Below are 15,418 nucleotides of genomic sequence, written 5' to 3'. Positions count from 1 at the left end.
CTGCATGACCACTTTAAACAGCACCCCGCGCGCCGACGGCTTCTACATGCCCGCCGAGTGGGCGCCGCAAACCCAAACCTGGATGATCTGGCCCGAGCGTCCGGACAACTGGCGCCTGGGTGGCAAACCGGCGCAAGCCGCACACGTGGCAGTGGCCAAGGCCATCGCACGTTTCGAACCGGTGACGGTGGCCGTGTCCTCCGGCCAATATGAAAACGCTCGCGCCCGTCTCGATGGGCCGAATATTCGTGTGGTCGAAATGTCCAGTGACGACGCCTGGGTCCGTGACACGGGGCCGACGTTCGTCATCAATAACAGCGGCGAAGTCCGCGGTGTGAACTGGGATTTCAACTCGTGGGGCGGCTTTGACGGTGGCCTGTATTCGCCGTGGAACCGTGATTCGCAGGTCGGCGGCAAAATCCTCGAGATCGAACGCAGCCAGCGTTATCGCACCGAGGGCTTCGTGCTTGAAGGCGGTTCGATTCACGTTGATGGCGAAGGCACGCTGATCACCACCGAAGAATGCCTGCTCAACCGCAATCGCAACCCGCACATGAACCGTGCAGAAATCGAAGCGGTGCTCAGCGCCCATCTGGCTGTAGATAAAATCATCTGGCTGCCGGACGGTTTGTTCAACGACGAAACCGACGGCCATGTGGATAACTTCTGCTGTTATGTGCGTCCGGGTGAAGTATTGCTGGCCTGGACCGATGACCCGCAAGACCCGAACTACCCGCGCTGCCAGGCGGCAATGAAAGTGCTGGAAAGCAGCACCGACGCCAAAGGTCGCCCTTTCACGGTGCACAAGATGCCGATTCCGGGGCCGCTGTATGCGACCGAAGAAGAGTGCGCCGGTGTGGACCCGGTAGACGGAACTCAGGAACGAAATCCGACCGTTCGTCTGGCCGGTTCCTACGTGAACTTCCTCATCGTTAACGGCGGCATCATCGCGCCGAGCTTCGACGACCCGATGGATGTTCCCGCCAAAGAGATTTTGCAGAGCCTGTTCCCGCAGCACGAAGTCGTCATGGTGCCGGGCCGGGAACTGTTACTGGGCGGCGGTAACATCCACTGCCTTACCCAACAGCAGCCTGCGCCGCACAAGGAGTGAGTGCCGTTGTAACATCCTGAGTTGATTGGAAAATCCCTCTCAGACAAGAGTTTTCCTTCGACACCTTGCAAAAAGCCCGCAGCCCATCAGGACCGCGGGCTTTTTTGCATCCGCTGGTCGACCGCCGCGACATATTGGCACAGCTCTTGTATCTCTCCAGACTTGAAACAGGGAGGGGGAGAGCTTCGATGTTCTGTCATAAACCTTGGATAAGTTAGCCGCTCAGAAACCAGGAGAGAGCGCGGAAATGAACGCCGAAATGAACGTAGTGAGCGAGCGGGCACTACATCCCCTGGCAGTAAACAGCGAATCGCTCCAGATCCTGGCGCACTGGTTGAAGTCCAATGGAACGCGTCAGATCAGGGAACCTGATCCGCGCCGGATGATGATCGAGCGCTACCCCGCTGGTTTATTCAGCGAAGCGGAGCTGGATGCGTTGTGGGATGTGATGGAAGGATAAAGAAGAACAACAACGGATTGATAAAAGCGCTGCCGGGAAGGCGGCGCTTTTTTTATGGGCGATTGGAAAGAGCTGCGCCAGTTATGACGTCCGGGTCAAAAGATCGCAGCCTGCGGCAGCTCCTACAGGGGCCGGTGTAGGAGCTGCCGCAGGCTGCGATCTTTTGATCTTGCCCTTAAAAACTATAAGTCCCGGTGACTACAAGGCTACGCGGCTCACCCGGTTGAATCTGCGCCGCGCTGGTGGCCGACGAGTAATAGGTTTTATCGCTGATGTTGTTCAGCGCCGCGCGCAAGGTTCCTGGCAGCGGTGGTCTGCGTAAGGTTCGTTGGTCCCGTAGCGGGATGGGCAAACGAGGTGGTACACGTGTCATTTACTACAACACGCTTTCAGAAGGCTCTATCTGGTTGCTGATCGCCTACACCAAGGCGAAATTCGACAATTTACCCGCAGCCTTCCTCAAGCAACTGAAGGAGGAAATCAGCAATGGTCAATGAACTGGAGCAATTCCAGCAGGACTTGCTGGAATCTGTGCGTCAAATGAAAGCCGGCAAAGCGGCTCGCGTGACGGAGGTGCCGCTGTCAGCGGCTGCTGAAGCGCGTGCCAAAGTGGGCATTTCTCAAAGTGCGTTCGCCAAGCTGATAGGAGTCAGTTTGCGGACGTTGCAGGACTGGGAGCAAGGGCGCCGACAACCGACGGGAGCGGCGCAGACGTTGCTGCGTGTTGCGAGTCAACATCCTGAGGCTTTGCGGGACTTACAAGCGGTTTGAGATTAGAAAGGCGCCGATTTGCTCCTACGAAAAGCGATTCCACGATCGTGTAGCCAAAACCCTCTTTCGGTAGCCACGTGTCTCCAACATGTCGTCCGCGGCGACATGTTCTCAAGACGTGTCGCAAAAGGTGAAAATTTGCGACACGTAGGCCTTCGAGGGAAGGTTTTTATTCCTACGGATTAGTCATCGACAGAGGGGGCATCAGCGCTTTTACGCCGGCTAAACCCATTACACCACGTAACTAATGATGTTCCCGCCCCCACCTTTATCCCCTCCAGCCAACCTCATACATTGAGCTCCAACACCTACCCATCATCCCGATGAGCAGGTCACTGGAGATCTTCCTCATGCCTTTCGTAAGCGTACGCATCACCCGCGATGGCGTTACCTCTGAGCAGAAAGCTCAGGTGATCGCTGAAATCACTGAAACCCTGCAACGCGTCCTCAAAAAGGACCCGCACCTGACCCACATCGTGATCGAAGAAGTCGACACCGATAACTGGGGCTACGCCGGCATCACCACCACCCAGTACCGCAAGCGACTGGCTGAAGAGAAGGGCAAGTCGTGACGCCGTCGGTTTCCATCGATTTCATCTCCGACGTGGTCTGCCCGTGGTGCGCCTTGGGCGCGACGGCACTGGAGCAGGCGATAGAGAACGTGGCGGGTGAAGTTTCTGTCGAGCTGACCTACAAGCCGTTTGAGTTGAACCCGAACATGCCGCCGGAAGGCGAGAAAGCCGTCGAGCACTTGATGCGCAAATACGGTCGCACCGCCGAAGACGTCGCCGCCGGTAAGGCGATGCAGATCGCTCGCGGCGAGGCCATCGGTTTCACCTTCGATCTGGAAAAGCGCAGCCACTTCTACAACACGTTTGATGCTCACCGGTTGCTGTTATGGGCGTTGCAAGAAGGGCGGCAGGTCGCACTGAAGAAGATCCTGCTACGCGGTTACTTCACTGACGGCCAGAACCCGAGTGATCGCGAGACGCTGGTTCGACTCGCGGCCGAAGCAGGGCTGGATGCGGCAGCGGCTCAAGAAGTGTTGGCGTCCGCAGCGTTCGCCGAGGAAGTGCGTGAACTTGAGGCGTTTTACCAACAGCGCGGCATCAACTCAGTCCCGGCCATGATCCTCAACGGTCGTCACCTGGTGTCCGGTTCGCAGTCTGTCGAGTACTACGAAGAGATGTTGAGGCAAATGGCGAAGGCTCCTGCCGAAGCCTGATTACTTACTTTTTAAACCATCATTTATTAGTCGAGGTTCATCATGAGCAATTCGAAAAAAGTCATCGTTATCACTGGCGCCTCTCAAGGTCTCGGCGCAGGCATGGTTAAAGCATTCCGTGATCTGGATTACAAAGTCGTCGCCACTTCGCGTTCGATCAAACCGTCCACCGACCCGGACATCCTCACCGTGGCGGGCGACATCGGCAACCCGGAGGTCGCTCAGCAAGTCATCCGTGAAGCCATCACACGTTTCGGCCGCATCGACACCCTGGTCAACAACGCCGGGATCTTCGTCGCCAAACCGTTTACCGCCTACACCGCTGAAGACTACGCCAATGTGCTGTCGGTGAACCTGAACGGCTTCTTCTACATCACCCAACTCGCGATCGCCGAGATGGAAAAACAAGGCAGCGGCCACGTCGTCAACATCACCACCAGTTTGGTAGATCACGCTATCGACGGTGTGCCTTCGGTACTGGCTTCGTTGACTAAAGGTGGTTTGAACGCGGCGACTAAATCGCTGGCTATCGAGTACGCCAAGCGTGGGATTCGGGTGAATGCGGTTTCGCCTGGGATCATCAAGACGCCGATGCATGGCGAGGAAACTCACGCAGCACTGGGCGCTCTGCACCCGGTTGGGCATATGGGCGAGATCAGCGACATTGCGCAGGCGGTTGTGTATCTGGATAGCGCGAACTTTGTTACTGGCGAAATCCTGCATGTGGATGGTGGGCAGAGCGCGGGTCACTAAGACCGGTTTTTCCAAACTGCGGAAACAACAAAGCCCTCGTGCGAGGGCTTTGTCTTGAATAGTCGAACATGAATCCGACGCCGTTCTGTGGTTCTGTTCTGTGCCGCGTTCTACTCAATTGGGTCGAGGCGGTCTAGTGCACGGTTCACCGAGATTTCTATCGAGGACATTATCAGGTGGAAACCTAGCAGGGTGTTGCGACTTGTCCCCGTCTCTCGGTCTGCATGATCCATGATCATCACGCAGGCAGATGCCAGCGCCTCGCTTGAAAAACCCAGCAGTTCTTGAACATCGAGTTCAGGGTTGACGATGAACCTCGTGGAAGGCGTGCGCGGGGTGGCTTTGATGTCGGCGATGGAGGCGCCGTATTCATCCCCGTTGTGGTGGATGTAGTCGGGCTTTTTTGTTTCGGGGTTTTCGTGGGCGGATGTGTTGTTGTCTGCGCCCGGGGGATTAGGAGTTATTTTAGGCATATCAAAGTTCCACATTGGGTGCCAACCCTTTCCACCGCTAAGAGAAAAGGGTGGCAGCTGCACGCAGGTTAGCGGACCGGGGAACTTCGCAAAGCCGGTGCGCCCGAAGGCGCCCTGCGTACAGCCACCATCGAACCGCAGGTCTGGAGAACACCTATGGGATGGATGCACGTGCAAACGAAATACCGCGAGCCGCTAAGCCCGACCACTGATGAGCAGTGGCAGGTCAACGATAGAGTCCAGGCATTAGCCGCACAAGCCGGCGGATTCTGGGGTACCCGTAGGCAATGCCGCAAGGTTTTGTAGCTTTCAGGAAGTGACGCGTAACGCTTTTAAACAAGCATCGCTAGCAAGCCATACATCCGACATACAAGACTTTCAAGGGAGCATTTCTACCGAACAACGAGGAAGTTTCCGACGATATTTAGGTTTGTCGGTCGGATGTTCGGGGTTTCGCTTAGCTGCGCAGACGCGTTATTCGGAATGACGCAAACAGTACCGTCAGGTAAGGGATTGTCCAGATTGGTCGCGCGATCAGAAAATGAAGTGTGGACAGTGTGTGGACGCAGCGACGCGTGCTCTTTTCAAAACCCAGAAACAACAAAGCCCTCGTATTTCTACGAGGGCTTTGTTTTGTATGGTGCCGGCACCAGGAGTCGAACCCGGGACCTACTGATTACAAGTCAGTTGCTCTACCAACTGAGCTATACCGGCGTGTTAGGGCGACGATTATAGCGATTGGATAGCTTCTGTAAACCCCTGAATTCAGACTATTTTTACGCAGCCGTCAGACCAGCCCCGCAGACGCTTCTGCGGAGCTGGCCAGAGAAGCATTACACGCCGTTTTTAACCGCGTTGATCAGGTCCTGACTCAGCACCTGCGCAGGCGCTACTTGCACGCTTTGCGTATAGAACGGCGGCAGGTTCTGGGCCAGTTCCGACAGGGTTTGTGCGGTGGTATTTCCCGGCAGCAATACGTATTGCAGGTTGGACGGATAGCTCTGCGGTACGGGGCCTTCCATGGTTGAACCGTAGGCACCGAAGGTCATCACGGCCTGCGGCGTTGTTGGGTCCGGGGCGTAGAGGAAGACGAAGGTGCCGTACTTCGGATGTGTCAGGTATTGCTCGGCCTGGGCGCGAACCGCCGGATCGGGGTCGTTCATCAGGGTCCAGCGCATGACGGCGTAGCTGCGTGTGGTTTCCATGAACGCTGTACGAATCGGCGACTGGCTCTCAGCGCCGCCCAGGCAAACCAGCAGGTTGCCGAACGGGTCAATGAGCGCCACTGAGTTGAATACCGAGGTGTTTGGGTTGGGTTGTGCAGTTTTCAACAGCGGCGGGGCGAGCTCTGCGCCGGGATCGCGCGGGTTCGCCGATTGCACGGTCAGCGCAAACGGGCTGAGCGCCGTCAGTGCCTGGCGCACTTTGCTGTTGGCCGGCAGGGTGGCCGGGTTTTGTAGTTGATCCGGTGGTAGGCCGCTGTTGTTGCTGGCCTCGCGCACGGTGTTGACGCTGGCGGAGAAGATCGAGCTGCAGAGGAAGTACGCCGCCGAATCGATGGTTTGTCCACCGAACACCGGACTGTTCGAACCCTGATAGGCGCGGCTGACCGGCGCTGCAATCGCGTAATAACCCCACGTATCCTGCGCCTGCTGGCGGATTTTCGGCGGCAGCGACGGAAAGGTGAACTGGCTGTTGTAGTTGATGCCTGCGTAGTCGTCGATCGCACTGACGGCGACGTTGAATCCTGCGGTCAGCAGCGAACCGGCGCACATGGCGCACGGGTCGAGCGTGGTGACGACGGTCAGTTGGCTGGGCGGTGGCAGGTTCAGTGGCGCGACGTTTTCGTAGTACCAGTCCACCAGTTGTCGCTCACCGTGGGCGGTCGGGTCATGGGGTAGAAAGTAGGTCGTGCCGCTGCCAGGGAAAGGCATCAGCACGTTGTTGTGCAATGCGGCGATGATCTCGCCCGTTGCGTTGTTGATGATGGCGCCGCCCACCGCGAAGGTTTGCTGCAACGCAGCGTAAATGGCTTCGTTGGCGACGGTATCGACGGCTTCCTGTGCACTGTTCAATGTGCTCATGTTTTCCCAGCTCCTTGCTGTCCCTCACGTCAGAGAATTCTGACGCTTGGCAAAGATAGTTGAGGATTCCCAGGCCGTTTATGTTCTTTTGGCTTAACGCTTATGCACAACGGGGAGTCCGACGCACGTGATTAAAATCGAAAATGTGGATCCATTCTCACTTTCTCGCAAATGCCTGTTTTTCCGGTTTTTTATTTGGGTGTACGAAAATTGAACAGTTTAGTTTCAGCCCTGAAACAGGCATGGATATTGGATCCACGATATTTCATCAACAGAGTTATCCACAGGCTGCGGCGGTTTAGGCGCGTTCCGCCAGCAGCAGGAAATTACGTGGCGTGAGTGGGGCTTCACAGAAAGTGCCGAGGCGGACGGTATAACCCTGCTCGGCCAGGAAAAGTGCTCGATCAAGTACCAGCCAAAGCTCTAGCGGGCGTCGGAAAAGTCCGCGCAGCAGCTCCAGGTTGCGCACTTCAGCCAGTCGCTGCCAACCGGCGGCTTCGATGGCTGACCAGTCTTGCGACCCGATTGTGGATAACTCTTTAAGTGCGGCCAAATGATGGCAGTAGTCGGCGAAGGACCTGTCCAGCCAGGCGCTGGGCAGGGAAGGCGTGGGCAGGTATTCATCAACGCCGCGCAGTTGCCGTTGCAGCATGTCGAACGCCAGGCGCCGGGCCATGGAGGTGTCGCGCTGACGTCGGACGCGGGCGCCGGCGGTGACGGTTTCGCTCATCGGGAGTGAGAGATCATCGAGTGATAGTTGTAGGTCGGAGCGCATACCGATAGAGGAAACTGGCTGGTACGCAGGAAGACTGATCCGGTTATAGCAACACGGCGCCACAGCCATTTGTTCGCACCCTGCGGCGCTGGCGAGCTGGATCAGTCGCACATGCAGATCGCCACAGGCGTGCAGCGCGACAGGCGTGTGATCGGCGTTCAACAAAGAGACGACGCCAGACGCCAGCACGTCCTGCTCGACATGCAGCGCATGCAGTTGATGACGTTGGCTGAGCGCCTGACCGCTGAGGACCAGTGCCGGATCGTATTCAATACACGTGAGCTGCTGACCGGTTTGCAGCAACCGTCGCCCCAGGTGACCCTTGCCAGAACACCAATCCAGCCAATGTTTCGGAGGCACGGCAAACGACAACCGACTGGCAAACTCCTCGATCTGCTGCCACTTGCGCCCCGGCACATCGACATCCAAGCGATGCCCAGCCGTCTCCAGCGCATGAGCGGGTAGCTCGCCCACAGATCCCAAGTCGAGGGATAACGCCGCCAACGAAGCAAACGGCTCCGGCGCATCCAGCAGACAAGGTTGGTTATGACTGTTTTCCGCGTCCTCCAGCGACCGCCCGCGTAGCCATGCAGCCAACTCCGGGTAGGACGCTTCCCAAGGAAGCCGCAGATGAGTAAACGGTCGAGGCTTCCAAAGCGCCTGATGCTCGATCAGAAAAGCATCCAGCGCCATGAAACGGGCGAGTAAGTCCTCGCCCGTCAGCACGTGGGAAGAATCAACGCCCTTGGCAGGCATCGACGCGCAACCAGCGTTCCAGCAGCTTGAAGCCGCGTACCAGCACATAAGCCATCAGCAGATAGAACATGCCCGCGGCGAAGAAGATCTCCACCGGCAGATAAGTCCGGGCAATGATGGTGCGGGCCATGCCGGTCAGTTCCAGCAGGGTCACGGTACTGGCCAGCGCGCTGGCCTTGAGCATCAGGATCACTTCGTTGCTGTACGCCGGCAGACCGATGCGCGCCGCTCGCGGCAGGATAATGTAGAACAGCGCTTTCGGCCGGGACATGCCCAAGGCGCGCGCCGCTTCGATCTCGCCCGGTGGAATCGCCTGAATCGCGCCACGCAGGATCTCGGCGATATAGGCCGCGGTGTGCAAAGTCATGGTGGCGGTGGCGCACCAGAACGGATCGCGCAAGTACGGCCACATCGAGCTGTTACGGACCGCGTCGAACTGCGCCAGGCCGTAGTAGACCAAAAACAGCTGAACCAGCAACGGCGTGCCACGGAAAAAGAAGATGTAGCCGTAGGGGAATGCCCGAACCCACCACAGGCGTGATGAGCGAGCGATGCCCAGCGGAATTGCCAGCAACAGACCGGCAATCACGGCGATGGCCACCAGCTCCAGGGTCAGTGTTGCGCCCTGCGCCAGTTTCGGTAGCCACTTGATGATGATTTCCCAGTTCATTGGGTGCTCCTCGCGAAGCCGCGAGCGGCGCGTTTTTCCATGAAGTGCATGCCGGTCATGGCAAGAACCGTCAGACCCAGGTACATGAACGCGGCGACCATATAGAAGGTGAATGGCTGCTTGGACACAGTCACGCCGATTTGCGCGTGACGCATGATTTCTTCCAGGCCAATCACCGACACTAGCGCGGTGTCTTTCATCAGGATCATGAACAGGTTGCCCAGACCGGGCAGGGCGATGCGCCACATCTGCGGCATGATCAGTCGGGTGAAGATGCGCAATTTCGACAAGCCCAACGCCACGCCCGCTTCACGGTGACCTTTGGGAATGGCGAGGATCGCACCCCGAAACACTTCCGTGGCGTAGGCGCCAAAGCACAGGCCCAGCGCGATCACGCCAGCGGCGAAGGCATTGAGTTCGAGGTCGGGATTGCCAAAAAACTCGCCGAGGGCACGCATCAGGTTGACCGTGCCGAAGTAGATCAACAGCACCCAGAGCAATTCCGGGATGCCGCGAACCAATGTCGAATACGTGCCGCCAAGCCATTGCAACGGCTTGTACGGGGAAGTCTTGGCCAAGGCGCCGAGCAATCCGAGCACCAGCCCGAGACACAGGGCCGAGAGTGCCAGTTTCACAGTCATCAGCGCGCCAGCGGCGAGCGCCGGGCCGAATCCGTAGAGGTCGATATTCATGGATTTCTTTTCAAATCGCGGCAGGCAACGCCAAAGACTGGCGCCGTCAGCGAACGGCGCCAGTCAGGCAGGTCAGAATCAATAGATGCTGAACGGGAAGTACTTGTCGTTGATCTTTTTATAAGTGCCGTCAGCGACGATTTCTTTCAGCGCGACGTTCAGCTTCTCGCGGATCGGGTCGCCTTTACGCACAGCGATACCGATCTTGTCGCTTTCTTCCACCGGGTCGCCTTTGAATTCGTAAGATTTGCCGGCGTCGCTTTTCAGCCACTCGTAGTTGACGTACTTGTCCGCCAGGATGCCGTCCAGGCGACCGGCAGTCAGGTCGAGGTAGGCGTTTTCCTGGGTGTCATAGAGGCTGGTTTTGACGTCAGGCATGTTGTCTTCAAGCCAGGTGCCGGCCAGTGTCGCGCGTTGGGCGCCGATCACTTTGCCTTGCAGCGCATCCTTGTCGGTCTTGAAGTCGACGTCTTTCTTGGCGATGAACTGCAGCTTGTTTGAGTAGTACGGGTCGGTGAAGTCGACGGCTTGCTTGCGCTCGTCGGTGATCGACATCGAGGAGATCAGGAAGTCGAACTTCTTGGCGTTCAGGGCCGGGATGATGCCGTCCCAGTCGGAGGTGACTACGGTGCATTCGACTTTCATCTTGGCGCACAGGGCGTCGCCGATTTCCTTGTCGAAGCCGACGACATTGCCACTGGCATCTTTGTTGTTGAACGGCGGGTAGGCCGCTTCGATGCCCATCTTCAGGGTTTCGGCCATGGCGCCGGCGCTGAAGGCCAGGGTGACGGCGGCTGCCAGGAAGACCTTTTTGTAGTTCTGCATGCGGGTAGCTCCGTTAGCGGTTGCTGGACATGAATTGTTTGCAGCGCGCCGAAAGCGGGTTTTCGAATACCTGCTGTGGCGATCCTTGCTCTTCTACCAGCCCCTGGTGGAGGAACACCACTTCGCTGGACACCTGACGGGCGAAACCCATTTCGTGGGTGACCAGCAGCATGGTGCGGCCTTCTTCGGCCAAGGCGCGGATGACATTAAGTACTTCCTGGACCATTTCCGGGTCAAGCGCGGAAGTCGGTTCGTCGAACAGGATCACCTTGGGCTGCATCGCCAGCGTGCGGGCGATGGCCGCGCGTTGTTGCTGACCGCCGGACAGTTGCGCGGGGTACGCATGACGCTTGTCGGCGATGCCGACCTTGGCCAGCAGGGCTTCGGCGACTTCGATGGCTTCGGCCTTGCTCTGGCCGAGCACGCGGCGCGGGGCTTCGATGATGTTGTCGAGCACGCTCATGTGCGGCCACAGATTAAAGTTTTGAAACACAAAACCAATCTCGCTGCGCAGGCGGTTGATCTGTTTGCCGTCGGCCGCGACCAGTTCGCCGTTCTTGGCGGCTTTGAGTTTGAGTTCTTCGCCGGCCACCAGTATCTGGCCTTGATGCGGGTTTTCCAGCAGGTTGATGCAACGCAGGAACGTGGACTTGCCGGAACCGGAGGAACCCAGGATCGAGATCACATCGCCGTCGCGGGCGGTCAGCGAGATGCCTTTGAGCACCTCAAGCTGTCCGTAGCGTTTGTGCAAGTTGCGGATTTCAAGCGCGGGCGTGGCCTCAGCCATGTGCGTTCCTCATATATGTTGCGCTCCTGCTATTGGCGGGCCTTCCTGGCGAGGCGGCCAACCTAGCATAGCGTCTGAATGGCAGCCAACAGCGCTACGGGCGGTAAACGGGTGGCATGTGGCAGGTTGTCGCATTGGTACAGCAGACTGTCGCGCTGCTATCAACCGAACAGCCGTTTGAACCAGTTTGGTGCGGCTGTCCCGTAAAAAAGGGCGCGATGTTGCCAGCTTTGACGGGGTGTTGGAAGCGCTAACCGGCCAAACGTTCCTTGTGCGCACCGTTATTGTGCATTGAGCGTTTTTGAGGTGTGTTTCCGGTGCGTAGATTCGTTCCTTAAGTGAGTCGCAGGGTAACGCTCTGGCAAAGTGCCATTGCTTTCAATGACTTGCGATGACTGTCCGGTCAGGTCGAGATCGCCGGACTAGAGGGTTTTGAAACATTTTGGCGCACTTATTGCGTGCAGATTCCGGAACGCCCCGTTGGTTTCTTTTTACAGAAGAGAATTCACGGCGGGATGCACGCATTCGCTTTTCCTTACAAAGGTAGTTTCAATGAGCAATACCCAAAGCTCTAACGGCCTCGAACAGGGGCTCAAACCGCGTCATGTGACCATGCTGTCGATCGCCGGGGTTATCGGCGCCGGCCTGTTCGTTGGCTCGGGTCACGCTATCGCTTCAGCAGGCCCGGCCGTGCTGTTGGCCTACGCCGCCGCCGGTATGCTGGTGGTGTTGGTGATGCGCATGCTGGGTGAAATGGCGGTGGCCTCGCCGGACACCGGCTCCTTCTCGACATACGCCGATCGTGCGATCGGTCACTGGGCCGGTTTTACCATCGGCTGGTTGTACTGGTGGTTCTGGGTGTTGGTAATCCCGTTGGAAGCCAACGCTGCTGCCACCATTCTGCACGCCTGGTTCCCTGGCGTGGACATCTGGGCTTTCGCCCTGGTCATCACGATGCTGCTGACCGTCACTAACCTGTTCAGCGTGAAGAACTACGGCGAGTTCGAGTTCTGGTTCGCTCTGCTCAAGGTTGTGGCGATCATCGGGTTCATCGGCCTTGGCCTTCTGGCAATTTTCGGTTTCCTGCCGAACAGCCAGGTCAGCGGCGTTTCGCACCTGTTCGACACTCAGGGCTTCCTGCCAAACGGCATGGGCGCCGTGTTGGGTGCCATCCTGACCACCATGTTTTCCTTCATGGGCACCGAGATCGTGACCATCGCGGCCGCGGAATCGAAAAACCCTGGCAAGCAAATCTCCAAGGCCACCAACTCGGTGATCTGGCGGATCGGTTTGTTCTACCTCGTTTCGATCTTCATCGTCGTGGCCCTGGTGCCATGGAACGACCCGGTACTGGCCAGCGTCGGCTCCTACCAGACCGTGCTTGAACGCATGGGCATCCCGAACGCCAAGATGATCGTCGACATCGTGGTACTGGTTGCCGTGACCAGCTGCCTGAACTCGGCGCTGTACACCTCGTCGCGCATGATGTTCTCCCTGGGCAAACGCGGTGATGCGCCGGCCGTGTCCACGCGCACCAACAAGAGCGGCACGCCATACTGGGCGGTAATGTTGTCCACGGGCGCAGCGTTCCTGGCAACATTCGCCAACTATGTGGCTCCGACTGCGGTGTTCGAATTCTTGCTGGCCAGCTCCGGCGCCATCGCGTTGCTGGTGTACTTGGTGATCGCGATCTCGCAACTGCGCATGCGCAAACAGCGCGTGGCCCGCGGTGAAAAAATTGCCTTCAGCATGTGGTTGTTCCCGGGCCTGACCTACGCGGTGATCGTATTCATCGTCGCGGCCCTGACCATCATGCTGTTCCAGGACGCCCACCGCGTGGAAATCCTCGCGACCGGTTTGCTCAGCGCTCTGGTGGTTGCTGCCGGCTTGCTGGTTGCCCGCCGTCGTCGCAACGAGAAGGTAGTCGCGGCAGTCGCGCGCTGAGTCTTCTGGCTCAAGCCAACGCGTTGTTGAAGTAAAAAAATGGCCGCTGTCAGTGATGACAAGCGGCCGTTTTTGTTTTCGTGGTCGTCAGAACGTTTCTCGTTGCTGATCGGTGGGCTGCTCTCGGTCGGTCATGAAGTCGGCGCTGACGTTGTCGTCATCGATTTGCGTATCCGGCGACTGACGATAGCTGTCCAGCGCATTGCCGAAGTCGGTGATGAATTGCGGGTCGGTCAGCCATGCCTGGGCGGTGTCGCGATCCATGCCGTCGGCCCACATGCGGTAGTCGATCAACATGTCGGCGGCCAGGTGAGTGGCGGCCATGCCTTCGTCGTCGGCGTTTTCCATGTCCAGCAGTTCTGGATGGTCAATGATGATAAAGGCGAGGTTCGTCAGCAGCACGGAGAGCATTTCACTGCGGCCGACAGCTTCCGCGTCGCGCATCTTGCTGAACATCGCCAAGGTGTATTCCGGGATCGGCTCGCCGATGTCGCCCAGGTCATCGTCCTGCGCGGCGGGTTTCCTGCCGTGGATGTTGATCTGTCTGGCTTTGATCTTGGCGCGTTTGGCGCGTTTCTGTTGCTTGTTCAGGGATGCCATGGGAACTCAGTTCGGTTTCTGTTGGTTTTGGGCTGCGATAGCTTCGGAAGCCGCCACGTAATCAACCTGGAAGGCCGGGGATTCGATCCAGGCCAGGGCGCCGGCTTCGTCGACTTCGGTGGACCATTGGCGATACTCGATCAGCGCGGCAATGATGAAGTCTGTGGCTGTTTCTTCGCCTTCCTGCTCCAGCACCAGCGCGAGCAGCGGGTGTTCAAGAAAGGCTGCGCACATGGCTTGTTGGCTGATCTTTTCGGCGTCGATCATTTCTTTGAACAGTTCGGTGAGGTCAACCGATTCAAAGTCGATGCGATCATCGTTCGGATCCAGCTCGACCGGCGCGGCAGCCCGTTGGGTGCGGTTCTGCTTGGCCTTGGTTTTGGCGCGGGTGGCGCGTTTTTGCTGCTTGTTGGCAGAGGCCATGGGTTTTGATCCGTCGTGCGTTAAAAGGACTCGCTGCGCGGTACTGTCCGCCCGGGGGTATCGGGGGCCAATTCGCCGTTTTGCAGCCAGGACAATGCAATGGGCCATAGTGTGGCTTGGTATGCGCTACGAAAAAAGGCGAAATGTCCGACTTCTGCTTCGCCGATGTCTTCGGGGGCGATTCGCAGGTGAGTTTTCGTGCCGCCGCTGAAGTAGCCCAGCAGGCGTTCGATGGCCGGGATGGTGCCGTAAGGATCGTCGGTGATGCTGATGGCCAGGGTTTTGGCTGTCATCGTTGCGAAGGGTAGCGAGCCGGTTTTTGCAATGCCAATGCGACCGCTGGGGCGCGTTTCGTACCGGGCGGTGGGCGTGCTCCAGTCGCGGACTACACCGGCGGGTGTGTCTTCCAGCCAGCCAAGGCGCTTTCCGGGGAAAAATCCGCAGATCATCGTGATCAGCGGCATCACCACATGCCATTTGCCAAACATCCGCCAGCGGTGAGCAGGCGCATAGTCGCGCCAGTAAGCGAATTGCGCACCGACGGTCACCAGGCGCCGGATCAGATGCCCTGAAGCTCCCAGGCCCGCCGCACAGCCTCCAAAGCTGTGGCCGACGACATCGATGGGGTGACCGGGGAATTCACGCTGAGCGCGCTTGAGCATCGCTTCGAAGTCCATCGCGCCCCAGTCGGACCATGACGCCTCGAATTTTTTCAGCGATTCGGGGCGCGACTCGCCGATGCCGCGGTAGTCATAGGTGATGACGTTGAAGCCGTTGGCGAACAGGTAGTCGGCGAAGCGCGAGTAGTGGCGGCAACGGACTGAGGTGGCGGCGTTGATGATGACGACCGGGCGCGCGATGTCCGGAGAGGCGTGCCGCCAAGTGAAACCGCCGAGGCTGAAGCCGTCTGCGGCGGGCTCCCTGAACGGGGTGCCTTGCAGTGGCGTGGCAGATGAGCCTGTCTCGGGCGCTGACGGTACGCTTTGTAGGTTCATGGGGGCGGAGCCCTAAAGATGACGAGACCAAGAATGAACTTCAAAGGGAAGCTCGTGCAACGTTCTGAATGCAG

Annotated in this window: 16 protein-coding genes, 1 tRNA gene and 2 pseudogenes; 8 read left to right on the top strand and 11 right to left on the bottom strand. The window is 58.3% G+C overall.

Features of this window, described 5'->3' with window-relative positions:
• Positions 1–4 precede the first annotated feature (4 nt).
• The 7 genes and pseudogenes from aguA to ACYZTL_RS14110 all read left to right on the top strand — a co-directional run bounded on the left by aguA (position 5) and on the right by ACYZTL_RS14110 (position 4,320).
• Positions 5–1,111: an agmatine deiminase gene (gene aguA / locus ACYZTL_RS14140; protein ID WP_461952305.1), complete on the top strand. Its 1,107-nt coding sequence runs from the start codon at positions 5–7 to the stop codon at positions 1,109–1,111.
• A gap of 247 nt (positions 1,112–1,358) precedes the next feature.
• On the top strand, positions 1,359–1,571 hold the full coding sequence (locus ACYZTL_RS14135; RefSeq protein WP_084318254.1) for a hypothetical protein: 213 nt from the start codon (positions 1,359–1,361) through the stop codon (positions 1,569–1,571).
• Between the two features lie 296 nt (positions 1,572–1,867).
• Positions 1,868–2,068 (top strand): annotated as a pseudogene (locus ACYZTL_RS14130) (transcriptional regulator); the annotation flags it as partial.
• Positions 2,058–2,342, top strand: a complete 285-nt coding sequence (locus ACYZTL_RS14125; RefSeq protein ID WP_461952304.1) for a helix-turn-helix domain-containing protein — start codon at positions 2,058–2,060, stop codon at positions 2,340–2,342. The pseudogene ACYZTL_RS14130 and the gene ACYZTL_RS14125, both read left to right, overlap by 11 nt.
• 350 nt (positions 2,343–2,692) lie before the next feature.
• Positions 2,693–2,914: a tautomerase family protein gene (locus ACYZTL_RS14120; RefSeq protein WP_461952303.1), complete on the top strand. Its 222-nt coding sequence runs from the start codon at positions 2,693–2,695 to the stop codon at positions 2,912–2,914.
• Positions 2,911–3,567, top strand: a complete 657-nt coding sequence (locus ACYZTL_RS14115) for a DsbA family oxidoreductase (RefSeq protein ID WP_461952302.1) — start codon at positions 2,911–2,913, stop codon at positions 3,565–3,567. The genes ACYZTL_RS14120 and ACYZTL_RS14115 overlap by 4 nt, the downstream gene beginning before the upstream one ends.
• Before the next feature lie 42 nt (positions 3,568–3,609).
• Positions 3,610–4,320: an SDR family NAD(P)-dependent oxidoreductase gene (locus ACYZTL_RS14110; RefSeq protein WP_461952301.1), complete on the top strand. Its 711-nt coding sequence runs from the start codon at positions 3,610–3,612 to the stop codon at positions 4,318–4,320.
• A gap of 110 nt (positions 4,321–4,430) precedes the next feature.
• Here ACYZTL_RS14110 and ACYZTL_RS14105 read toward each other — a convergent pair whose 3' ends face one another.
• The 8 genes from ACYZTL_RS14105 to ACYZTL_RS14070 all read right to left on the bottom strand — a co-directional run bounded on the left by ACYZTL_RS14105 (position 4,431) and on the right by ACYZTL_RS14070 (position 11,382).
• Positions 4,431–4,793: a DUF6124 family protein gene (locus ACYZTL_RS14105; RefSeq protein WP_461952300.1), complete on the bottom strand. Its 363-nt coding sequence runs from the start codon at positions 4,791–4,793 to the stop codon at positions 4,431–4,433.
• 638 nt (positions 4,794–5,431) lie between these two features.
• Positions 5,432–5,507: transfer RNA gene (locus tag ACYZTL_RS14100), tRNA-Thr, on the bottom strand.
• Positions 5,508–5,626: 119 nt separating this feature from the next.
• Positions 5,627–6,877 (bottom strand): nucleoside deaminase, encoded by a 1,251-nt coding sequence (locus ACYZTL_RS14095; protein ID WP_461952299.1) that lies wholly within the window; start codon positions 6,875–6,877, stop codon positions 5,627–5,629.
• Positions 6,878–7,175: 298 nt separating this feature from the next.
• Complete coding sequence (locus ACYZTL_RS14090) at positions 7,176–8,408, bottom strand: methyltransferase (RefSeq protein WP_461952298.1); 1,233 nt, start codon at positions 8,406–8,408, stop codon at positions 7,176–7,178.
• Positions 8,389–9,078 (bottom strand): ABC transporter permease, encoded by a 690-nt coding sequence (locus ACYZTL_RS14085; protein WP_461952297.1) that lies wholly within the window; start codon positions 9,076–9,078, stop codon positions 8,389–8,391. Before ACYZTL_RS14085 ends, ACYZTL_RS14090 begins: the two co-directional genes overlap by 20 nt.
• Positions 9,075–9,770: an ABC transporter permease gene (locus ACYZTL_RS14080; RefSeq protein WP_461952296.1), complete on the bottom strand. Its 696-nt coding sequence runs from the start codon at positions 9,768–9,770 to the stop codon at positions 9,075–9,077. The genes ACYZTL_RS14085 and ACYZTL_RS14080 overlap by 4 nt, the downstream gene beginning before the upstream one ends.
• Before the next feature lie 78 nt (positions 9,771–9,848).
• Positions 9,849–10,595 (bottom strand): ABC transporter substrate-binding protein, encoded by a 747-nt coding sequence (locus ACYZTL_RS14075; RefSeq protein ID WP_461952295.1) that lies wholly within the window; start codon positions 10,593–10,595, stop codon positions 9,849–9,851.
• 13 nt (positions 10,596–10,608) lie between these two features.
• Positions 10,609–11,382, bottom strand: coding sequence for an ABC transporter ATP-binding protein (locus ACYZTL_RS14070; RefSeq protein ID WP_007897462.1), 774 nt, complete (start codon positions 11,380–11,382; stop codon positions 10,609–10,611).
• Between the two features lie 552 nt (positions 11,383–11,934).
• Between ACYZTL_RS14070 and gabP the strand changes: the two genes are divergently transcribed.
• Positions 11,935–13,326 carry a GABA permease gene (gene gabP, locus ACYZTL_RS14065; protein WP_461952294.1) on the top strand — a complete coding sequence of 464 codons (1,392 nt, stop codon included), beginning with the start codon at positions 11,935–11,937 and terminating at the stop codon, positions 13,324–13,326.
• Positions 13,327–13,491: 165 nt separating this feature from the next.
• Here gabP and ACYZTL_RS14060 read toward each other — a convergent pair.
• From ACYZTL_RS14060 to ACYZTL_RS14050, 3 genes and pseudogenes are all read right to left on the bottom strand, one after another.
• Positions 13,492–13,926, bottom strand: a pseudogene (locus tag ACYZTL_RS14060) (hypothetical protein); the annotation flags it as partial.
• Positions 13,927–13,932: 6 nt separating this feature from the next.
• Positions 13,933–14,349 (bottom strand): hypothetical protein, encoded by a 417-nt coding sequence (locus tag ACYZTL_RS14055; protein WP_461952293.1) that lies wholly within the window; start codon positions 14,347–14,349, stop codon positions 13,933–13,935.
• 20 nt (positions 14,350–14,369) lie between these two features.
• Entirely contained in the window at positions 14,370–15,344 is a 975-nt protein-coding gene (locus ACYZTL_RS14050) for an alpha/beta hydrolase family protein (protein WP_461952292.1), read from the bottom strand.
• Positions 15,345–15,418 lie beyond the last annotated feature (74 nt).

The organism is Pseudomonas sp. LB3P81 (assembly GCF_054897965.1).
Note: the sequence above shows the minus strand (reverse complement) of the source record. Positions and strands in the feature narration are given on the sequence as shown.

Bases quoted from the DNA above. Each gene is read 5' to 3' on its own strand.
- aguA (WP_461952305.1), top strand. From the start codon at position 5: ATGACCACTTTAAACAGCACCCCGCGCGCCGACGGCTTCTACATGCCC.
- ACYZTL_RS14135 (WP_084318254.1), top strand. From the start codon at position 1,359: ATGAACGCCGAAATGAACGTAGTGAGCGAGCGGGCACTACATCCCCTG.
- ACYZTL_RS14125 (WP_461952304.1), top strand. From the start codon at position 2,058: ATGGTCAATGAACTGGAGCAATTCCAGCAGGACTTGCTGGAATCTGTG.
- ACYZTL_RS14120 (WP_461952303.1), top strand. From the start codon at position 2,693: ATGCCTTTCGTAAGCGTACGCATCACCCGCGATGGCGTTACCTCTGAG.
- ACYZTL_RS14110 (WP_461952301.1), top strand. From the start codon at position 3,610: ATGAGCAATTCGAAAAAAGTCATCGTTATCACTGGCGCCTCTCAAGGT.
- ACYZTL_RS14105 (WP_461952300.1), bottom strand. From the start codon at position 4,793: ATGCCTAAAATAACTCCTAATCCCCCGGGCGCAGACAACAACACATCC.
- ACYZTL_RS14095 (WP_461952299.1), bottom strand. From the start codon at position 6,877: ATGAGCACATTGAACAGTGCACAGGAAGCCGTCGATACCGTCGCCAAC.
- ACYZTL_RS14090 (WP_461952298.1), bottom strand. From the start codon at position 8,408: ATGCCTGCCAAGGGCGTTGATTCTTCCCACGTGCTGACGGGCGAGGAC.
- ACYZTL_RS14085 (WP_461952297.1), bottom strand. From the start codon at position 9,078: ATGAACTGGGAAATCATCATCAAGTGGCTACCGAAACTGGCGCAGGGC.
- ACYZTL_RS14080 (WP_461952296.1), bottom strand. From the start codon at position 9,770: ATGAATATCGACCTCTACGGATTCGGCCCGGCGCTCGCCGCTGGCGCG.
- ACYZTL_RS14075 (WP_461952295.1), bottom strand. From the start codon at position 10,595: ATGCAGAACTACAAAAAGGTCTTCCTGGCAGCCGCCGTCACCCTGGCC.
- ACYZTL_RS14070 (WP_007897462.1), bottom strand. From the start codon at position 11,382: ATGGCTGAGGCCACGCCCGCGCTTGAAATCCGCAACTTGCACAAACGC.
- gabP (WP_461952294.1), top strand. From the start codon at position 11,935: ATGAGCAATACCCAAAGCTCTAACGGCCTCGAACAGGGGCTCAAACCG.
- ACYZTL_RS14055 (WP_461952293.1), bottom strand. From the start codon at position 14,349: ATGGCCTCTGCCAACAAGCAGCAAAAACGCGCCACCCGCGCCAAAACC.
- ACYZTL_RS14050 (WP_461952292.1), bottom strand. From the start codon at position 15,344: ATGAACCTACAAAGCGTACCGTCAGCGCCCGAGACAGGCTCATCTGCC.